Here is a 15,260-nt window from a genome sequence, read left to right as displayed (position 1 = left end):
AGCGTCAAGGACGCTCAACCAGGATCGCACTTCTCAAGCGAGGGTAACAGGAGCGCTACAAAGAGGGCTAACCCGCTTCCAGAAAAATCCACCAGACCGCGGCGCGGCGCCTGCTTCCTTGCAAGAATGACGCCCAGTCAGAAAGTTGCCGCGCATTACTGCCGTCGCCGATCGAAAATAGGTACTCCACGGAGTACCGCCGGGCCTACCGGACCGCGGCGGCGATCTTGGCGTGACCGCCGGCAGTCGCGCGAGGTACTGCCCCGATTTTGCGGACGAGACAACCAGGCAACAGCCGCAAGAGCGTCGTTCTGCCCTGGGACGCAAAAGCTCACTAGCCAGGAGCCTTGGTGTAGCTTCGGTCAGCGGCCGCCTCCAGAAACTCGCTTCGCCAGCAGCGCTCGATAGATGGCGAGATAGGCTTCAACCACTGCATCGTTGGAGTAGCGCACCTCCACTTCGCGTCGACAGCAGGCGCGGTCGAGGGTTGGCAGACGCGCCAGCGCCTCCACAAGTTCATCGACCGTTTCGCCTACGAAGCCGGTAACGCCGTCCTTGACCACCTCGGGCACGGCGCCGCGCCGCGTTCCTATCACCGGTGTTCCACAAGCCATCGCCTCGGTCATGACGATGCCGAATGGCTCTTCCCACAGGATTGGCATCAATAAGGCGCGGGCGCGGCCGAGCAATTCATTCTTCTGCGCATCATTGACGGGACCGACATAGGTGATTTGTGCGCCGTCGATATGCGGAGCGACGTGATGCTCGTACCATTTCTTATGTTCGGCGGGGACGTTGCCGGCTATGACCAACTTCGAATTCGTCCGCCTGGCAATCTCGATCGCAAGATGCGGGCCTTTAATCTCCTCGATGCGGCCGAGGAACACCAAGGGGGCATCTGGTGCAATCTCCGAGCGGAAATCGTAGACGTCGAGCGGCACACCGTTTGGCACGAAATGCCATTTGCCGATGTGCTTTATTCCTTCGACCATCCACTCGCTGATTGCCGAAAATTCTAACGTACCGCGCGCAAGCTTGTGACCGAACCACACCGATTTCGAAGTGATCGCGCGCTGATAGGTCATCAGCTTGGGGATCGGCAGGGGAAGCAGCGGGGTTAGGTAGGCTAAGCGCGAGAAGGAATGGACGAGGTCGAAACGTCCGGCGAACACCTTGGGCGCCAGCGTTGCACAGTTCCTTATAGAATCGAGTTTGCTGACGCTGCTCGCTCCGCGCCAACCTACCAGCTCGACTGGGCAGATCGACTTGGCATGGGCGAATAGCGTTACCTCGTGTCCGCGCGCGACTAGGCTCTGCGCGAGCATATCGACAATGCGTTCGATCCCGCCGTAGCTCACAGGCGGAACGGGAATTTCAGGATCGACGGTGAGGGCTATACGCACGGTCTAACATTGCCTACATTACAATCCAATGGTCAGGTACGATATCAAAATCGCGGGACGATTTTTCGCCGAACCAGTATTCTGGCGCAATCACAATCTTGTCAGGACGCCAGTTCCACCAAGCGCCCCACCAGCTGAAGCTGCTGTTCGCCACAATGTGATGGCTACATTGACTCATAGCGTACAAGTCGTAGCGATGATCGCTAGGGAGAAGGGATTCGAAAAACTCGCACCTTTCAAATAAGGGTTGCTTACGACACCAAGTTACGTCATCGGAAAATATCACAAAGCGTGCATCAGGAAATTGGCTCTTCATGTATCGCATTGCGCGAGAATAATACGCATGCGGATCTTTCATTTGAAACTCTTTAAGCGATAGATAGTCCCCCCTGCGAACATGCACAGAGATCATTCCGTCAAGTTCTGTTCGATTGCCCTCGACCTGGCGTGAGGCAAGCATTCCCAAGTCCAGTTCTTTTCGGATCAAGTCCGCATGTTCGACAAAGTACTTTTCCGAGTGAAACCAGCCACTAATGATCATGCTATTCCTTATAGATAGAGCGGAGTCGCAGAAGCCAAGTCGTGGCTCAACGTACTTGCGGCCGGGACGCTCGGTGATCAGTCTTCGTGTCACTCTTCTCACGATGGAGTTTGGCCCCCACAGGCCGGCCGGATATCCTACGATCCTCGCCTGGATAGGGTAGGTGTCGATGCAGAAGCGCATTGGCCCATCTTGGGCCTGGGACGCATAGTGACGGGTATCGATTGCAAGCTCAGCATCTGCTCTAAGTGCAATTGATCGCGCAGCAGCATACTGGAACAGTTGGTTGCCAAGTCCCCCGGCCGCTATGAGTTTAATCTGCTTAAGACTTGGCATGGTCCTATATGCTGATGTCGCACTAGCTGTCATGAATGCGTCGAGCGGGGTTGCCTGCCACCATGTCTCCAGCGTCAACGTTCTTGGTGACCACCGAACCTGCCCCAACAGTAGCCCCAACGCCAATGGTGACGCCTCTTAGAATGGTCGCATTGGCGCCGATCCACACGTCCTCTTCGATAATAACTTCACCCTTGCGGCCATACATAGACCGACCCGAACCTGCCATCGGTCCATGATCGAAATCGCCGATATAGACGTTGGGTCCGATGGCAACCCGTTCCCCAACGTGTATACCGACATGACAATCAATGGTAGTGTTTCGGTTTATGTAACAATCTCTACCTATTGTTAGACTGCTAGCTATATTGTCCACGCTTAGCAATGCTCCCTTCATGATCCGAACGCCATCACCCAATTCAAGGCCGTGGGGCACACCTCTAAAAAAATGCCCATACGTCTGTACGCTCCTACCGATCTTCGCGCCATAGGAGCGAAGCATCGTCTGTCTGATGGCTCTGTCCACCTTATTAAGCGCTAGGCCAAGGAACATCGCGTCTTCATCACTATTAAGGAATGAGACACGCGAGCCGATCGACTTGCATCAAATCTCTGTCACTATATCACGGCCCGTAAGCCAATCGAAGCTAATGTAAGTAATCTTTGGCTTAGCTTTTGCAAGAAAGGGAAGCGCGACCACTAGTACAAAATTGTGGAACCTGGTGCGCGCTACCCTTTGCAGCAGTCGTAACAACAAATTATCACTCGCAGGAGGGGTTCTGAGTTTAGTTATCTCGTATTCGTCAGAACGCTGTGTCTGTCTTGTCTTTTGATCTGCGTGCGACATTAGCAGAGAAAAAATTTGTTCTGTAATAGTGATGCGCTCAACGCAGTTCAGGGCGCGGGTGAAGTAATCGACATCAAATTGATAGTGCATGCGCTCATCAAGAGCGCCAATTTGTGAATGAAGAGCGGCAGAGAAAAATGACGCATCCGTTGCAATGATTCCGCGTCGCAGCTTGTAATTCCACCAGTCTCTGTTAAGCGCAGGGTCAACATGTTGGGCAGAACCGGTCATGGTCCGGATAATTCGACGGCCACATATCAATTGAGCATTATGTTTCACGAAGATAGCTGCTGCGCTGGATAAGGCGCTGACAAATAGTATATCATCTGAGTTTTGCCAATTGTACAACGCACCACTCGCCCATTCGAAGCCCTTGTTGATTGCGTGGCTCTGACCCCGATCCCTTTCGCTGACCCAATAGGTCAGCCAGAGCTTGTATTTCTTGATTATATCCACCGCTCCGTCGGTGCTACCGCCATCTATGATAATGTATTCGAGGTTCGGATAGCCCTGCAGTAGGACGGAGCGGATGGTCTCTTCGATGAATTGGCCTTGGTTGTAGCTTGGCGTGACAATGGAGATGCGTGGCCACGCTCCGCCGTCTGGCATAGTGTCGGGAAGTTGTGGGCTCTCGGTGGTCCAGGGCCAACCTGTCCGGCCCTCTGGCGGCGGCGGCAGTTCAGCAAGAGTCGGGCAGCGCATTGTCAATATACCTTTCACTTAGCTATTTCCATCCATTGGCGCTCGCCATTGTTGCCAAATTGAGCCGCGCCGCTCGTGAGCCATTCTATTCGAAGGTCTGAAACCAACTCAGACGCGTACTCCGTTCAGTTGGCACACATACGGATGCCCTTAGTCGAGTAAATGCTGTTCCTGAGGCGGCAATCACGTCTGACAGTGGATGTCGTTTGCATCGCTTTTCAAACAGACATGCTGGACAAGACTACTCACCGCCTCCCCGAAACGTTCAGGACAGAGCCGGCGCACAGCTTCGGGGGAGGGCAGATTCGGAGCATTCAATGCATCCTGCAAGGCATCTGCAAGCGCGTTTTCGTCGAGCGGATCGATGAGGCGCCCAAGGACACCCTCAGCCAACGCATCGACACTGCCATCACGATTTCCGGCGATGACTTGAAGTCCGCAGGCGGCCGCCTGCAGGAACACGATGCCAAACCCTTCGCCGATGCTTGGCATGACGAACACGTCGGCCAAGCGAAATTGATCCACCAACTCTTCCTCAGGAACCTGACCCGCAAAAATAACATGTTCGGCTACTCCGTTGCGTCGGGCCAATTCTTCGAGGCGCGGACGGTCGTCACCATCTCCGGCAATCAAGTAGCGCGTCTCCGGATGTTCGGCGAGTAAGCCTGACATGGCTTGGATCACTCGGTCATGTCCCTTATAGCGCTCGGACGCCGCAAGGCGGGAAATGGTCAGCAGCACTTTCTTGCCACGAAGGCCGTAGCGATCAAGCAGCGCCGTTGATTTTGGTCCGGGGCAAAATTTGTCATTGATTGTGTTCGGCAGGACCTTGACCTTTTCAGGGGCGATCTCGGCCCAGGACAGGAAGCGCCGGCGCGTATGTCGGCTGACGGCGGTGACCAGATCGGCTTGCCGCACTGACCATCGTAAAAGACGCGACGGTCGCTGCCAGGCATCGATGCCATGAACCTGCAGCCACAGCGCGGCACCGGCCAAACGGGCGAGAAGGACTGCGACCGGCATCATAAAGACATGGCCACAAAAAATAAGATCAACGTGACCAACTCGACGAAGGTTAACTAACGATTGCAGTGCGTACGCAATGCGGCCATGCACAGCCGGCAGTTGCTCCACCTTCGGCACGGGATCGGTGCCCGGCACATTTCCAAAGCGCGGCAGCACGGTGATCCGCTCGACCTGTCGGCTCGCTGCAAGCGCCTGTAGAAAATCCCGGTTGTACTGCGCTATGCCGCCGAATCCGCCAAATGCGTCGGTAACGATCGAGAAAACAACAATTTTGCGCCCTTGGAACATATTCACGCTAGCATCTTGGCTATGAGATGTAATTCAGCTTACTCTTCTAAGAACGTTTAGGGAATCGACGGTTTCAGCAATTTCAAAACGCTCATCCTTTGATATATGGTCTCGGAAATAAATGAACGATCCAAGTGAAGCGACACTTGGATCGCGATCTGGAACTGACGTATCGTGAAGGGCCAGTATGCCGTTAACTTGTATCCTATCACTAAATAGAGAGTAGTCTTTCCTTATGGAATCAAGAGAATGATCTCCATCTATGAATAAGAAATCAAAATCGCCATCAATACATTTAGCAGCATCCCAACTCAACCCTTCAAATATTTTAACACGTGAGGCCACTCCTGATCTCCATAGGTTCAGTTTAGCGATGTACTTCCCCCAGCAAACCCCAAAGCGACCCTTAAAGAAAGGGTCTACTCCAAAAAATTCTGCATTACGTGGGAGGTTATTTGCTATTACGATCGTCGTTACCGCCTCAAAAACACCTATCTCCATGGCTCGGAGCTTTCCTCTCGCGTGAAGCGCTAAACAATCTCTCTCAGCTTGAGTTGTTTGCGTTTCCGCTCTATCGATGCCGATGCAGAAGCGGAGCATATGGATAAACGATTGTCCGGCAGCGCTCACTTGCCTACTCCATTACCTGGTTTGCAGTATTTCGAATAATAGAATTCAAGCGACCGCCACGCTGTAGGCCCAACGCCTAGCCCATGGACAATGAGCATCGGTCAAGACTGACTTCTTTTTCCATTTCTGGAACCGCCGCCCCCGCTGCAGCCATGACGCGATAGGCGTCGTGAACCCGGTCTTGGGGCGGTGGATGACTTTGTCCGGCAAGGGCTTTGCGGGGCTCATCGCGAGCATGAACTTGGTGTCAAGGCCGCCTGTCGTATGCAGCGCTGGGTTTAGTGCCGCCAGCAAGTAGCTGTCGACGAGTGGTACCCGGACCTCCAGAGAGTGGGCCATACTGGCCCAGTCTGTGTCACGGAGCAGCTGGTTGCGCATGTAGAGCGAGGCTTCGAGCGCCGCTACTCTCGCAAAGCTTGACTCTGGCATAGGATCCAGAGCTTCGCGGATATAGGCCAGCGGTTTAAGGCGCTGCAAACCTTCGCGCGCCATTGGGGGGTCCATCACCGTGTCCAGCTCCCACGGCATGAACAGGCCGCGCCGCAACATATAGCCTCCGGCATAGGTGCCGCCATATTTCAAGAGGCCTGCGGTCTTGGGGTTCAGCCCGGGCCACAAGGGACGCCCGGCCGTCAATGCAAGACGAGCTATATCGCCTAGGAACGGCAGGCGCGACGGGACCGCCAGCAGACGGTGCCAACGAGGGATATCGCGGAAAGACGGATAGCCACCGAACAATTCATCGCCGCCAAGCCCGGAAATCGCGACCTTGAGGCCCAATTCGCTAGCAGCCTTGCTGACAAACCAGGTATTGAGGCCGTCAATGCTGGGTTGATCCATCGCGTCCAGGATGCCCGGCAGGTCCTGGTGAAACTCACGTTCCGTCACCAACCGCCTGTGATGGTGCGTGCCGTAGTAGCGGGCGACCTCTGCCGCAAGAGGCGCCTCATCGTCGTGGCGGCCCTCGAATTCGTCAAACGCAAGCGTCACAGTAGTGATATCGGTCTGTCCCGCATCGCGCATCAGGCCCACCAGCGCCCCGGAATCGATCCCGGCGGACAGGAATGCGCCGACTGGGACGTCGGCTACAAGATGAGCGCGGACGCTGTCGAGGAGTGCGGTGCGCGCCTGTTCCTGGGCATCACGCCCGCTGGCTGACCCCGCCCACTCGCCGTTCTGCTGCGCGTAGATAGCGGCGACCGAGAAATAGGGTTGCGGCACGCGCGGACCCTGCGCATCCACACGTAGGGTTGAACCAGCAGGAAGCGCGCGCACTTCTTGATACGTGGTGAAGGGCTCCGGGACGCTGCCGAACAGGTAGAACCCGGCCCAACCGGCAGGTTCGGGATCCGTCGATACTTTGCCGCCGGATATTAAGGCCTTGACCGACGAAGCAAAGCGCAGCGTCCAGCCATCATCCGCATAGTAGAGCGGCTTGATGCCGTAAGGGTCGCGCGCCATAAACGTCATACCGCGTCGCGCATCCCAGATTGCGAAAGCGAACATGCCGCGCAGGTCATGAACCATTGCCTCACCCTTGGCGGCGTACAGGTGAAGAAGAACCTCGGTGTCCGAGTTGCTGCGAAAGACGTGACCTTTTGACTCGAGGCCAAGGCGAATCTCTCGGTAATTGTAGATCTCGCCGTTGAACGTCACGACGAGCGATCCGTCTGCGTTTGCCATCGGCTGGGCACCGCCTTCGGTCAGGTCGATGATTGCTAGACGCCTATGACCGAAACCGATGCGGCCGTCCTCGGCCAGCCAGACGCCAGTTGCGTCGGGGCCTCGCGCGGCCATGTAATCACGTGTGCAGATCAATTCCGCGCGGTCGACAGGATTGGCCGCATAGTGATAGGCGAAGATACCGTTAATCCCGCACATGTCAGGCTGATCTCGTCGATTGTCCGAGAAAGAGGAAATTCATCCGGCGATCGCTGAATGCTAGGTCTGGTGACTGCCTGGTGTTGACACTAGGCCTCGCAAACTGCGTACAGATCATTGGCGGGGCGCGTTGTACAAAGAGGGACGGACCATCAACGCATTCGCTGATCGGACCACTGGAACGTGTCCTACGATCCGAGTTTCCGGATCATAGAAGGCTCTTTCGAAGCCAGCACGGGTCAGTAGCGCCTCGACATCCTGGTCGAGGGTCTCCGTAATGATTGCTTTAAGTCTATCGTCGTGGAGTGTTGCCGATGCGCCCTTGAGGACTTCGGCCTCGAAACCCTCGACGTCGATCTTGATGATGCGCGGAACTTCTCCGTCAAGAACCTCGTCCAGCGTTCTGAGCGCTACCTCGCGGGTGTTAAGGTCGCCTGTCTGGGCCACACGATTGACCGTGTCGAGCCCTACAGTAAAGGACACTCTCCCTCCAGACGCACCGAGCGCTGCCTCGACCACGTGAACGCTGCCAGCGATGCCATTGATCGCAATATTGCGACGCAGAGCTCTTGACGTGCCGGGATCAGGTTCCACTGCAATTACGCGCGCGTTACAGACCTTTGCCGCCAGAATCGTATAACTCCCGATATTGGCTCCGACATCGACGAAAAGGTCTTCCGGTTGCAGGATGTCAAGGACAAATCGCATATCGACATATTCGTGCAGGCCGCAATAGATATTGCCGGTCGCACCGGACATGCCGCGTCGCACCGCGAGTTTGGCCCCACTGATCCAGTCAACAATCACCTCGTCCTGCAGGCGACTGCGCACCTGCCAGGCAGCGAAGCGGGCCAGCGATGCCACCGGCCGTCCACGGTTCATCGGATGACTGAGGATGAACCGAATTATCTGGTTCAGACCCAAGCGGCGCACCCCGCCATGGTGGGTCTACAGGACATCTTTATGCGCATCCAAGGGGACTCCTGAAGGCTGCCGGTCATGAAGATACAGCCTGCGAAGCACCGACGACGCCAAGCCCAAGAACCGACGCTATCGCCCTTTTGCCTTCAGGGACCGAAATCCTGCCTTGGAAGCGATGGACAGCCGATGACCTTGTGGTACTCAGACAGTGGTTGTGAACCATCATTAAGCTTTCAAATCCGCGTCTATAGGCGATCTTAACAGGCTGACCGCCCCAAGGATGTTGTGTACCATCGCTTTTCTTGTGAGCACGGCACAGCCCCTCTTTGCACCCGTCTCTAAATCAGACGAGACCTTCGGATACATGATGACGAGCCCGAACTTATCGAGACTCGGTGCAACATATTCTGCAGTTAAGGCCTTGCCTGGTCCATAATCGTCATAAGAATATCCCGTATCTCCCGGCACCTCGAAATCGTCGATCAGCACGACTGCGCGCGGGCAGGCGGCGAAAATGATATCAATCTCATCCGCCAAGGGCAAATCGTCCTCCCAGTGTGCGTCCAAGTAAAACAGGATGGTGTTGTGCACTGCCGATTTGAGCGGACCATCCAGTACCTCTCGAAGCGCGGTACGACTATCTGCAAGTACTAAGTTGGCGTTGGGAACCGATTTAAGTCGCTGCCGAGAAAAGCCAAAGTAGCTTTCCGATGCCTCGCACGACCACACAGGTGCTTGGAAACTGCAGAACCATTCCGTACTGGTTCCGAGAAAAGTTCCTGTCTCCACAATCGCCACGGGCTCAGTCCGAATAATGATCTCGGCTACCAATTTACAGCGCCACCCCTGCCCATTAAGCGGACCACCCCAAGCCCTACCCAGCCAAGGTCGACGACGATAGCGAAAGGCGCCGGTGCGGATTTTGCCTAACAATATGTCTGATAGGGCGCTTAGCAAGAGAGTCTTTCCTGCACGGATATATCCGTGAGTTCGGTAATATATCTAGGCAACTGCTGCATACAAGACTTTAGTAATTAACGGGCGATCGTCCACGTCCGAAAAGGACATCGTAATACTTGCCGCCGGCTGGGTGTTCGGCGAACTCGAATGACCTTAGAAGTGAAAAGCCTTGCGGGACGAGGAATGCCTCTAGGTCAGCGACTGTCGCGCCGTCCTTGTAGGCTTCGAAGTCCGCAGCCTCAGTCAGGATGAATTTTACTGTGTCGAGCACACGGTCGGCTCCCTGTAGAACCAAGAGTTCGGCGCCTTGCGTGTCAAGCAGCAGCGCGTCGATACGACGAGTATCCCAGCCGGCCGCCTTTACTGCAGTGTCGAGGCGCATTGTGGTCAAGGCCAGTTGCTCAATGTAGCCGACTTCAGGCCAGATATCCCGGTGCAGGCCGAATTCGAGCATGGACGATGACGCACCCTCGTTACTGGCGACGTTGAACGCGACCGCGTGCCCGTCCTCTGCAGAGATCAGGCCTTGGAACGCTTGCTGGTGCGGAAAATCGGCCAGATTGCGTACCAGTGCCTCGTAGACGTTTGGAATCGGCTCGATCCACAGCACGTCGAGGCCTAGACGGTTGTATAAGTGGCGTTCCTGACCGGTGTTGGCCCCAATGTGGACGAGCGTGCGGCACGTCTTCAGGAAGCGCAAATGCTTCGGTGTCATCCGGTCGCGCATATCAAGTTCTATCTTGCGCAGCGTTTGCCGGATAGTCTCTGGTATGAATGGAAAGCGCGTCATGATGCTGTGTTTGCTTAAGGCCGCATACGTATCGCACGGGCGTCGGAGGCTATATCAGCGGACGTTCCCCAAGTGGTCTGCCGATTGACCTGACACTCCCGAAGTGGAATGAGTTCATACGTCACCGTTACCTGATTTTTCGGGTCGATCAATCGCGTTCCTTCCCGAGCGGTGTACGTTTGCGCAGCAACGCAGGAAGTCAGGCGGATCGGGCCGTGAGCTCCCAGCGCCGCGCCCCCACACCTCCGTTCTTCAGTGCGCCAGAAAGATTTTGGGAGCCTCTTTCGTGTGGTTTCGGGCAGTGTCAGCATCACGCGCATGGTAGAGATGCTCGATAAGTTTTCCAACCTAAAACCGGCGCTAGTGCTCCGGGCCTACTCGAAAAGTCATGAACTAAATGATGATTGAATTCCTTCTCTATCGTAAAGTGGGCCAAATCCCCTTTTTTTACTATCCACTCTTGATTGTGTATAAAAAGTACAAAGAACAGCTTGTACCTCCCGGTGTTGAGAAGATTGTATGGAATTTCTAATATCAAACTAAAATCTTCGCCTTCCATATCGCGCCCCAACGTGGGCCCTGCATCGCGGTTGGTTGTCCAAAAAAGCTCCGTTTCATCGTTGGCTGCAACAATCGCGGAAAACGTAAGTGCCGGGTGCCACTTAAGAAGCCTGCCAGAAACGGCAAATTTGTCATCGGCCAATTCAATTGAATGCAATTCAACGTAGTCGTTACTAAATCTTGAAAATTCTTCGATTTTCCTTGGGCCTGTTGGTATGCTTTTCAGATAGTTCTGAACTGCTTTCTCCGTTTCTTCTGTTCCCTGCCCTGTGCCGCCGTTCAGATACATTGCTTTGGGGCACAACGACTTCACTGCGGCCATGTTGTGGCTCACGAACACCACGGTACGGCCTTCGCTCGCCACGTCCTGCATCTTGCCGACGCACTTCTTCTGGAACTCGGCGTCGCCGACCGCCAGCACCTCGTCTACAACCAGGATTTCGGGCTCCAAATGAGCCGCGACCGAGAATGCCAAGCGCACATACATGCCGCTCGAATACCGCTTCACCGGGGTGTCGAGGAATTTTTCCACCCCAGCGAAGGCAACGATCTCGTCGAACTTCCGCCGGATCTCGGCCCGCGTCATGCCGAGGATCGCGCCGTTCAGGAAGATGTTCTCCCGCCCCGTGAGTTCTGGATGGAAGCCGGTGCCAACCTCCAGCAGGCTCGCCACCCGCCCGTCGATGGTAACACGTCCCTCACTGGGTTCCGTGATGCGCGACAGGACCTTCAGCAGTGTCGACTTCCCAGCACCGTTCCGGCCGATGATGCCGACGACCTCGCCCCGCTTGATTTCGAAATTGACGTCCCTGAGTGCCCAGAACTCCTCGCGTTCATCCCCGGCGATCAGCGCGCGCCCGGCAGCCATGTCACGCGCCGAGCGAACCAACCTGCGCGCCTGCTGGGCAAGCACGTCGCGCAAGGCGGTGTAGCGTTCGGCCGACTCGTGACCGATCACGTATTTCTTCCCGAGGCCTTCGGCACGGATAACCACGTCGCTCATCAGATCAGGTCTGCAAAGGTTCTTTCAGTGCGGCGGAAAACGTGGATGCCGTACCAGAGGAAGACTGCGATCACGCCAAGGCTGAGGACGAAGCTTGGCGTGTGAAGGGTGGCTTCGCCCCCCAGAAGGCACCAGCGGAAGCCGTCGATCACGCCGACCATGGGGTTGAGGCCATAGATGAACCGCCACGCGTCGGGGATGTTCGCGCTGGAAAAGCCGACGGGCGAGACGTAGAGACCAAACTGGACGATGAAGGGGATGATGTAGCGAAAGTCGCGGTACTTGACGTTCATGGCGCAGAAGAGCAGCGCCGGGCCGAGAGCGGCGGCGACAGCAAGCAGGATGAAGAATGGCAGGAACAGCACGCGCCAATCGGGCAGGAACCAGAGCGCGATCATCAGGAGGATCATCATGGCGAAGCTGATCGCGAAATCCACCAGCGACACCACGGCCGCCGCCGAGGGGATGACAAGGCGCGGGAAGTAGACCTTTCCGACCAGCGCCGAATTCATGACAAGGCTGTTGGAGGACTCGCTCAGGATGGACGAAAACAGGAACCACGGCAGCATGCCTGCAAAGACCATGACCGGGTAGGGCGCGTCTCCCTCAGAGGGCAGCTGCGCCACTCGCCCGAAGATGACGGTGAAGACGATCATGGTGAGAAACGGTCGGATCACCGCCCAGAGGACACCGATCACCGTTTGCTTGTAGCGCACGGAGACGTCGCGCCAGGCGAGGATCGCGAAGAGCTCGCGGTAGTGCCACAGATCGCGCCAGTACTGCGCCTCCGCGCGTCCCGCCTCGAGCACGAGGCGAGGCGACTGTGATTTATGTTCGGAGATGTCAGTCATGTCTTCTCAAGGGAGGTCGTGAGCCGTTAGGGCAAGGTCCTCACAGGGGAGGGTGAATGGCGCCGAGGAACGTCTGTTTGGGTCAAGACTTCAGTCTGCATGGGACCACTGCAGGAGGAGCGTGGTACCCTTGCATCGAGGTACCCGTCGCACAGAGGGTCTGGCGTACCCTTCGAACGACGATGGAGGGTACCTTTGAGGCGGTGACGAAAAGGTACCCCAGGGATGGCTTCCTCAGAAAGGGTACCATATGCAGATTGCTTAACTGGGCTCTGGCGCCCGATCCCGTCTCAGTTCGTCGAACGGTACCCGGGATTTCACCCGTCGTCGCTTCAGTCGCAGGTCGCAGAGCCATGGTACCTTTCCGAGCAAACTGGGGCCTCAAACGAGAGTTTCCCAAGATTGTACCAATTTTGGAAACGGCGGTAACGCGTTGTAATAACGAGGAAATAATTTCGAGAATCCCGAATTCGGCACCCCCCTGACGGATTCCCGAAATTCAATCTTCAAGATTATTGTTTCCGTCCCAAACGCCCGATAACGCAAGCTACCGCCCCGCATCCGCCGTCCCGACCTCCGCCTCCAGCGCCTCGATCTCCGCCTTCAGCGCCTGGTACTCCGCCATCCGCCGCTCGAGGAAGGCGCGCGTCAGCGCCGCCTTCTCCGACGCGCCCTGCGGCGTCAGGAAATAGGCATAGGCAAGCTTGTTGCCGCTCTTGCGGAAGTTGCGCACCTTGACCATGCCGCGCTCGACGAGGCCCTTCATGCAGAAGTTCACGCCGCCGAGACTTAGCCCCAAGGCCTCGGCAAGTTCGCGCTGCGACATCTCGGGGCGGTCGGAGATGAGGCGCAGGATGCGGAACCTCGCGTCGTCGCGCATCCGCGAGCCGCCGTGAAGATCATCGTCCATCGCCGTCACACGGCTACCGCACCGAAGCTCGCGGCCGCGGCCCGGGGAGACATCAGGAGGACGGCTATCGAGACGACAGCGTTCATCGCTGAACACGCTAGACGACCCGGGCTATTCTGCAAGTGCGAAATGACGGTCTGACGGACCTCAGGTCACGACAGGCCGGACCCCGCCACGAGGAAGGCGTCCTCGTCGTCGAGGCGGACCGCCGTCAGCCGGTTCGAATAATAGGCGCCGGTATCGACACAGATGCGACCCGGTTTGCAGACGGGCGCGGCCTCGTCGAAGTGGCCGTGGACGACGCGGAGACCGGGGACAGGGTTGTCCCGCAGCACGCCCGGGTGGCTCCACAAGAGCGCACGCGCGGGCTGCTGGTCCCAGGCGCGCGACGGATCGAGACCGGCATGACTGAAGACCACGTCTCCCGAGCGAAAGCCGTTCCGGAGGCCTGCGAGGAAGCCGCGGTAGGGCTGGAGCGCGGACCCGAGTTCCGAGCGGATGCGGAACAATTCGAAACTGCCGACGCGCCCGCGCGGCGGGGCGACGCCGAAACTCGCGAGAGTCTGCTGCGCGCCGAAGTCCAGCCAATCGCGACCCTCACGCGGCGCGGCGAGGAAGGTGTCGAGCGCCTCCTCGTGGTTGCCGCGCAGGAAGATCAGGTTCTCCGAGTGGAACTCCGCCATCCGCGCCAGGAGGTCGAGAACACCTTTCGGGTCCTCGCCTCGGTCGATGTAGTCGCCCAGGAAGACGATGCGCGCCCTGCGTCCGTCGGTCTTTTCGTGCCCGTCCGCCGCGATCTTCTCGAGAAGTTCCAGCAGCAGGTCCAGGCGGCCGTGGATGTCGCCGATCGCGTAGATCCGCTCGTTCGACGCGACAAGGGGCCGTGCTTTCTGCACGGCACGGTCCAGGAAGAAGGCCTGACGCGTACCCAAACTGTCGTCCCCGCTCGTCGCCAGTGGTCAGGCTAGCGTTAACACTCTCTGGAAGTCCAGTATCGATCTCCGCGGGCGGCATGGAGCGGCCGAGATCGCACGCGAGCGGTTCTCCTCTCCGGACCACTTTGCTAGCCTCGGCGGAGCATCTTCGAAGAAGGCCGACTCCCGTGACCACCCCCCCATGGTTCATCGTTCAGTTCAAGCCGCAGGCGCACCGCCTGGCTGTCCGGAACCTCGACCGGCAGGGATTCACGACGTTCCTGCCGCTCCACGACGTCACGCGAACCGAGCGGGGACACTTCGTCACCCGCGCGCGGCCGCTGTTCCCGGGCTACCTCTTTCTGATGGCGGACGACCGGCCCGAGGCGCCCCGCCTCGTCAATTCCACGCTCGGGGTGAACCGGCTCGTGACCATGGCCGACCGGCCCGCACAGGTCCCGGACGAGGTCATCGAGGCCCTGCGTCGGCGGTGCGACATCGACGGACGATTGACCGAAGCACCGGAGCTGGAAAAGGGCGACCAGATCCAGCTTCTGACCGGCCCCTTCGCCGACTTCGTGGGCACCGTCGAACGCATCGATGCCGACAAACGAGTCTGGGTCCTGCTCGATCTCCTGGGACGCACGACCCGGGTCGCCCTCGACAGGGGCCGGTGGCAGGCCGTCTGAGGCCCGC

General features: G+C 57.4%; 15 protein-coding genes. 1 reads left to right on the top strand and 14 read right to left on the bottom strand.

Translation table 11 applies throughout. The features are described from left to right. Positions 1 to 362: 362 nt before the first annotated feature. The 14 genes from C8D95_RS20645 to C8D95_RS20580 all read right to left on the bottom strand — a co-directional run bounded on the left by C8D95_RS20645 (position 363) and on the right by C8D95_RS20580 (position 14,546). Complete coding sequence (locus C8D95_RS20645; protein WP_126918512.1) at positions 363 to 1,403, bottom strand: glycosyltransferase; 1,041 nt, start codon at positions 1,401 to 1,403, stop codon at positions 363 to 365. Between the two features lie 13 nt (positions 1,404 to 1,416). Next, positions 1,417 to 2,313, bottom strand: a complete 897-nt coding sequence (locus C8D95_RS20640; RefSeq protein WP_109761095.1) for an alpha-1,2-fucosyltransferase — start codon at positions 2,311 to 2,313, stop codon at positions 1,417 to 1,419. After that, positions 2,303 to 2,677, bottom strand: coding sequence for an acyltransferase (locus tag C8D95_RS23000; RefSeq protein WP_428842853.1), 375 nt, complete (start codon positions 2,675 to 2,677; stop codon positions 2,303 to 2,305). The genes C8D95_RS20640 and C8D95_RS23000 overlap by 11 nt, the downstream gene beginning before the upstream one ends. A gap of 207 nt (positions 2,678 to 2,884) precedes the next feature. After that, positions 2,885 to 3,847, bottom strand: a complete 963-nt coding sequence (locus C8D95_RS20630) for a glycosyltransferase family 2 protein (RefSeq protein WP_206508446.1) — start codon at positions 3,845 to 3,847, stop codon at positions 2,885 to 2,887. 165 nt (positions 3,848 to 4,012) lie between these two features. After that, positions 4,013 to 5,143: a glycosyltransferase family 4 protein gene (locus C8D95_RS20625; RefSeq protein WP_109761092.1), complete on the bottom strand. Its 1,131-nt coding sequence runs from the start codon at positions 5,141 to 5,143 to the stop codon at positions 4,013 to 4,015. 33 nt (positions 5,144 to 5,176) lie between these two features. Continuing rightward, positions 5,177 to 5,743 (bottom strand): class I SAM-dependent methyltransferase, encoded by a 567-nt coding sequence (locus C8D95_RS20620; protein ID WP_109761091.1) that lies wholly within the window; start codon positions 5,741 to 5,743, stop codon positions 5,177 to 5,179. 75 nt (positions 5,744 to 5,818) lie between these two features. Continuing rightward, entirely contained in the window at positions 5,819 to 7,654 is a 1,836-nt protein-coding gene (asnB, locus tag C8D95_RS20615; RefSeq protein WP_109761090.1) for an asparagine synthase (glutamine-hydrolyzing), read from the bottom strand. A 114-nt stretch (positions 7,655 to 7,768) separates the two neighbouring features. After that, positions 7,769 to 8,578, bottom strand: coding sequence for an FkbM family methyltransferase (locus C8D95_RS20610; RefSeq protein ID WP_126918515.1), 810 nt, complete (start codon positions 8,576 to 8,578; stop codon positions 7,769 to 7,771). Positions 8,579 to 8,800: 222 nt separating this feature from the next. Next, positions 8,801 to 9,373: a hypothetical protein gene (locus C8D95_RS21825; protein ID WP_126918516.1), complete on the bottom strand. Its 573-nt coding sequence runs from the start codon at positions 9,371 to 9,373 to the stop codon at positions 8,801 to 8,803. Between the two features lie 229 nt (positions 9,374 to 9,602). Then, the gene (locus C8D95_RS20600) at positions 9,603 to 10,325 is read right to left on the bottom strand and encodes an FkbM family methyltransferase (RefSeq protein ID WP_109761087.1); all 723 of its coding nucleotides are present in this window, start codon (positions 10,323 to 10,325) and stop codon (positions 9,603 to 9,605) included. A 310-nt stretch (positions 10,326 to 10,635) separates the two neighbouring features. Next, a complete protein-coding gene (locus tag C8D95_RS20595) occupies positions 10,636 to 11,889 on the bottom strand; it encodes an ABC transporter ATP-binding protein (RefSeq protein WP_109761086.1) in 1,254 nt (417 codons plus the stop codon). Further along, on the bottom strand, positions 11,889 to 12,740 hold the full coding sequence (locus C8D95_RS20590) for an ABC transporter permease (RefSeq protein WP_109761085.1): 852 nt from the start codon (positions 12,738 to 12,740) through the stop codon (positions 11,889 to 11,891). The genes C8D95_RS20595 and C8D95_RS20590 overlap by 1 nt, the downstream gene beginning before the upstream one ends. Positions 12,741 to 13,287: 547 nt before the next feature. Further along, positions 13,288 to 13,650: a MarR family EPS-associated transcriptional regulator gene (locus C8D95_RS20585; protein WP_109761084.1), complete on the bottom strand. Its 363-nt coding sequence runs from the start codon at positions 13,648 to 13,650 to the stop codon at positions 13,288 to 13,290. Positions 13,651 to 13,802: 152 nt separating this feature from the next. Next, the gene (locus C8D95_RS20580) at positions 13,803 to 14,546 is read right to left on the bottom strand and encodes a metallophosphoesterase (RefSeq protein WP_164721593.1); all 744 of its coding nucleotides are present in this window, start codon (positions 14,544 to 14,546) and stop codon (positions 13,803 to 13,805) included. 206 nt (positions 14,547 to 14,752) lie between these two features. Between C8D95_RS20580 and nusG the strand changes: the two genes are divergently transcribed. After that, positions 14,753 to 15,253, top strand: coding sequence for a transcription termination/antitermination protein NusG (gene nusG, locus C8D95_RS20575; protein ID WP_241239819.1), 501 nt, complete (start codon positions 14,753 to 14,755; stop codon positions 15,251 to 15,253). The last annotated feature ends 7 nt before the right edge of the window (positions 15,254 to 15,260 follow it).

This window comes from Silicimonas algicola, assembly GCF_003148765.1.
In the GTDB taxonomy this organism is placed as follows: domain Bacteria; phylum Pseudomonadota; class Alphaproteobacteria; order Rhodobacterales; family Rhodobacteraceae; genus Silicimonas; species Silicimonas algicola.
Note: the sequence above shows the minus strand (reverse complement) of the source record. Positions and strands in the feature narration are given on the sequence as shown.

Coding starts and splice junctions, on each gene's coding strand:
- C8D95_RS20585 (WP_109761084.1), bottom strand. CDS start 13,650: ATGGACGATGATCTTCACGGCGGCTCGCGGATGCGCGACGACGCGAGG.
- asnB (WP_109761090.1), bottom strand. CDS start 7,654: ATGTGCGGGATTAACGGTATCTTCGCCTATCACTATGCGGCCAATCCT.
- C8D95_RS20590 (WP_109761085.1), bottom strand. CDS start 12,740: ATGACTGACATCTCCGAACATAAATCACAGTCGCCTCGCCTCGTGCTC.
- C8D95_RS20595 (WP_109761086.1), bottom strand. CDS start 11,889: ATGAGCGACGTGGTTATCCGTGCCGAAGGCCTCGGGAAGAAATACGTG.
- C8D95_RS20600 (WP_109761087.1), bottom strand. CDS start 10,325: ATGACGCGCTTTCCATTCATACCAGAGACTATCCGGCAAACGCTGCGC.
- C8D95_RS20640 (WP_109761095.1), bottom strand. CDS start 2,313: ATGACAGCTAGTGCGACATCAGCATATAGGACCATGCCAAGTCTTAAG.
- C8D95_RS20625 (WP_109761092.1), bottom strand. CDS start 5,143: ATGTTCCAAGGGCGCAAAATTGTTGTTTTCTCGATCGTTACCGACGCA.
- C8D95_RS20620 (WP_109761091.1), bottom strand. CDS start 5,743: ATGCTCCGCTTCTGCATCGGCATCGATAGAGCGGAAACGCAAACAACT.
- C8D95_RS23000 (WP_428842853.1), bottom strand. CDS start 2,677: ATGAAGGGAGCATTGCTAAGCGTGGACAATATAGCTAGCAGTCTAACA.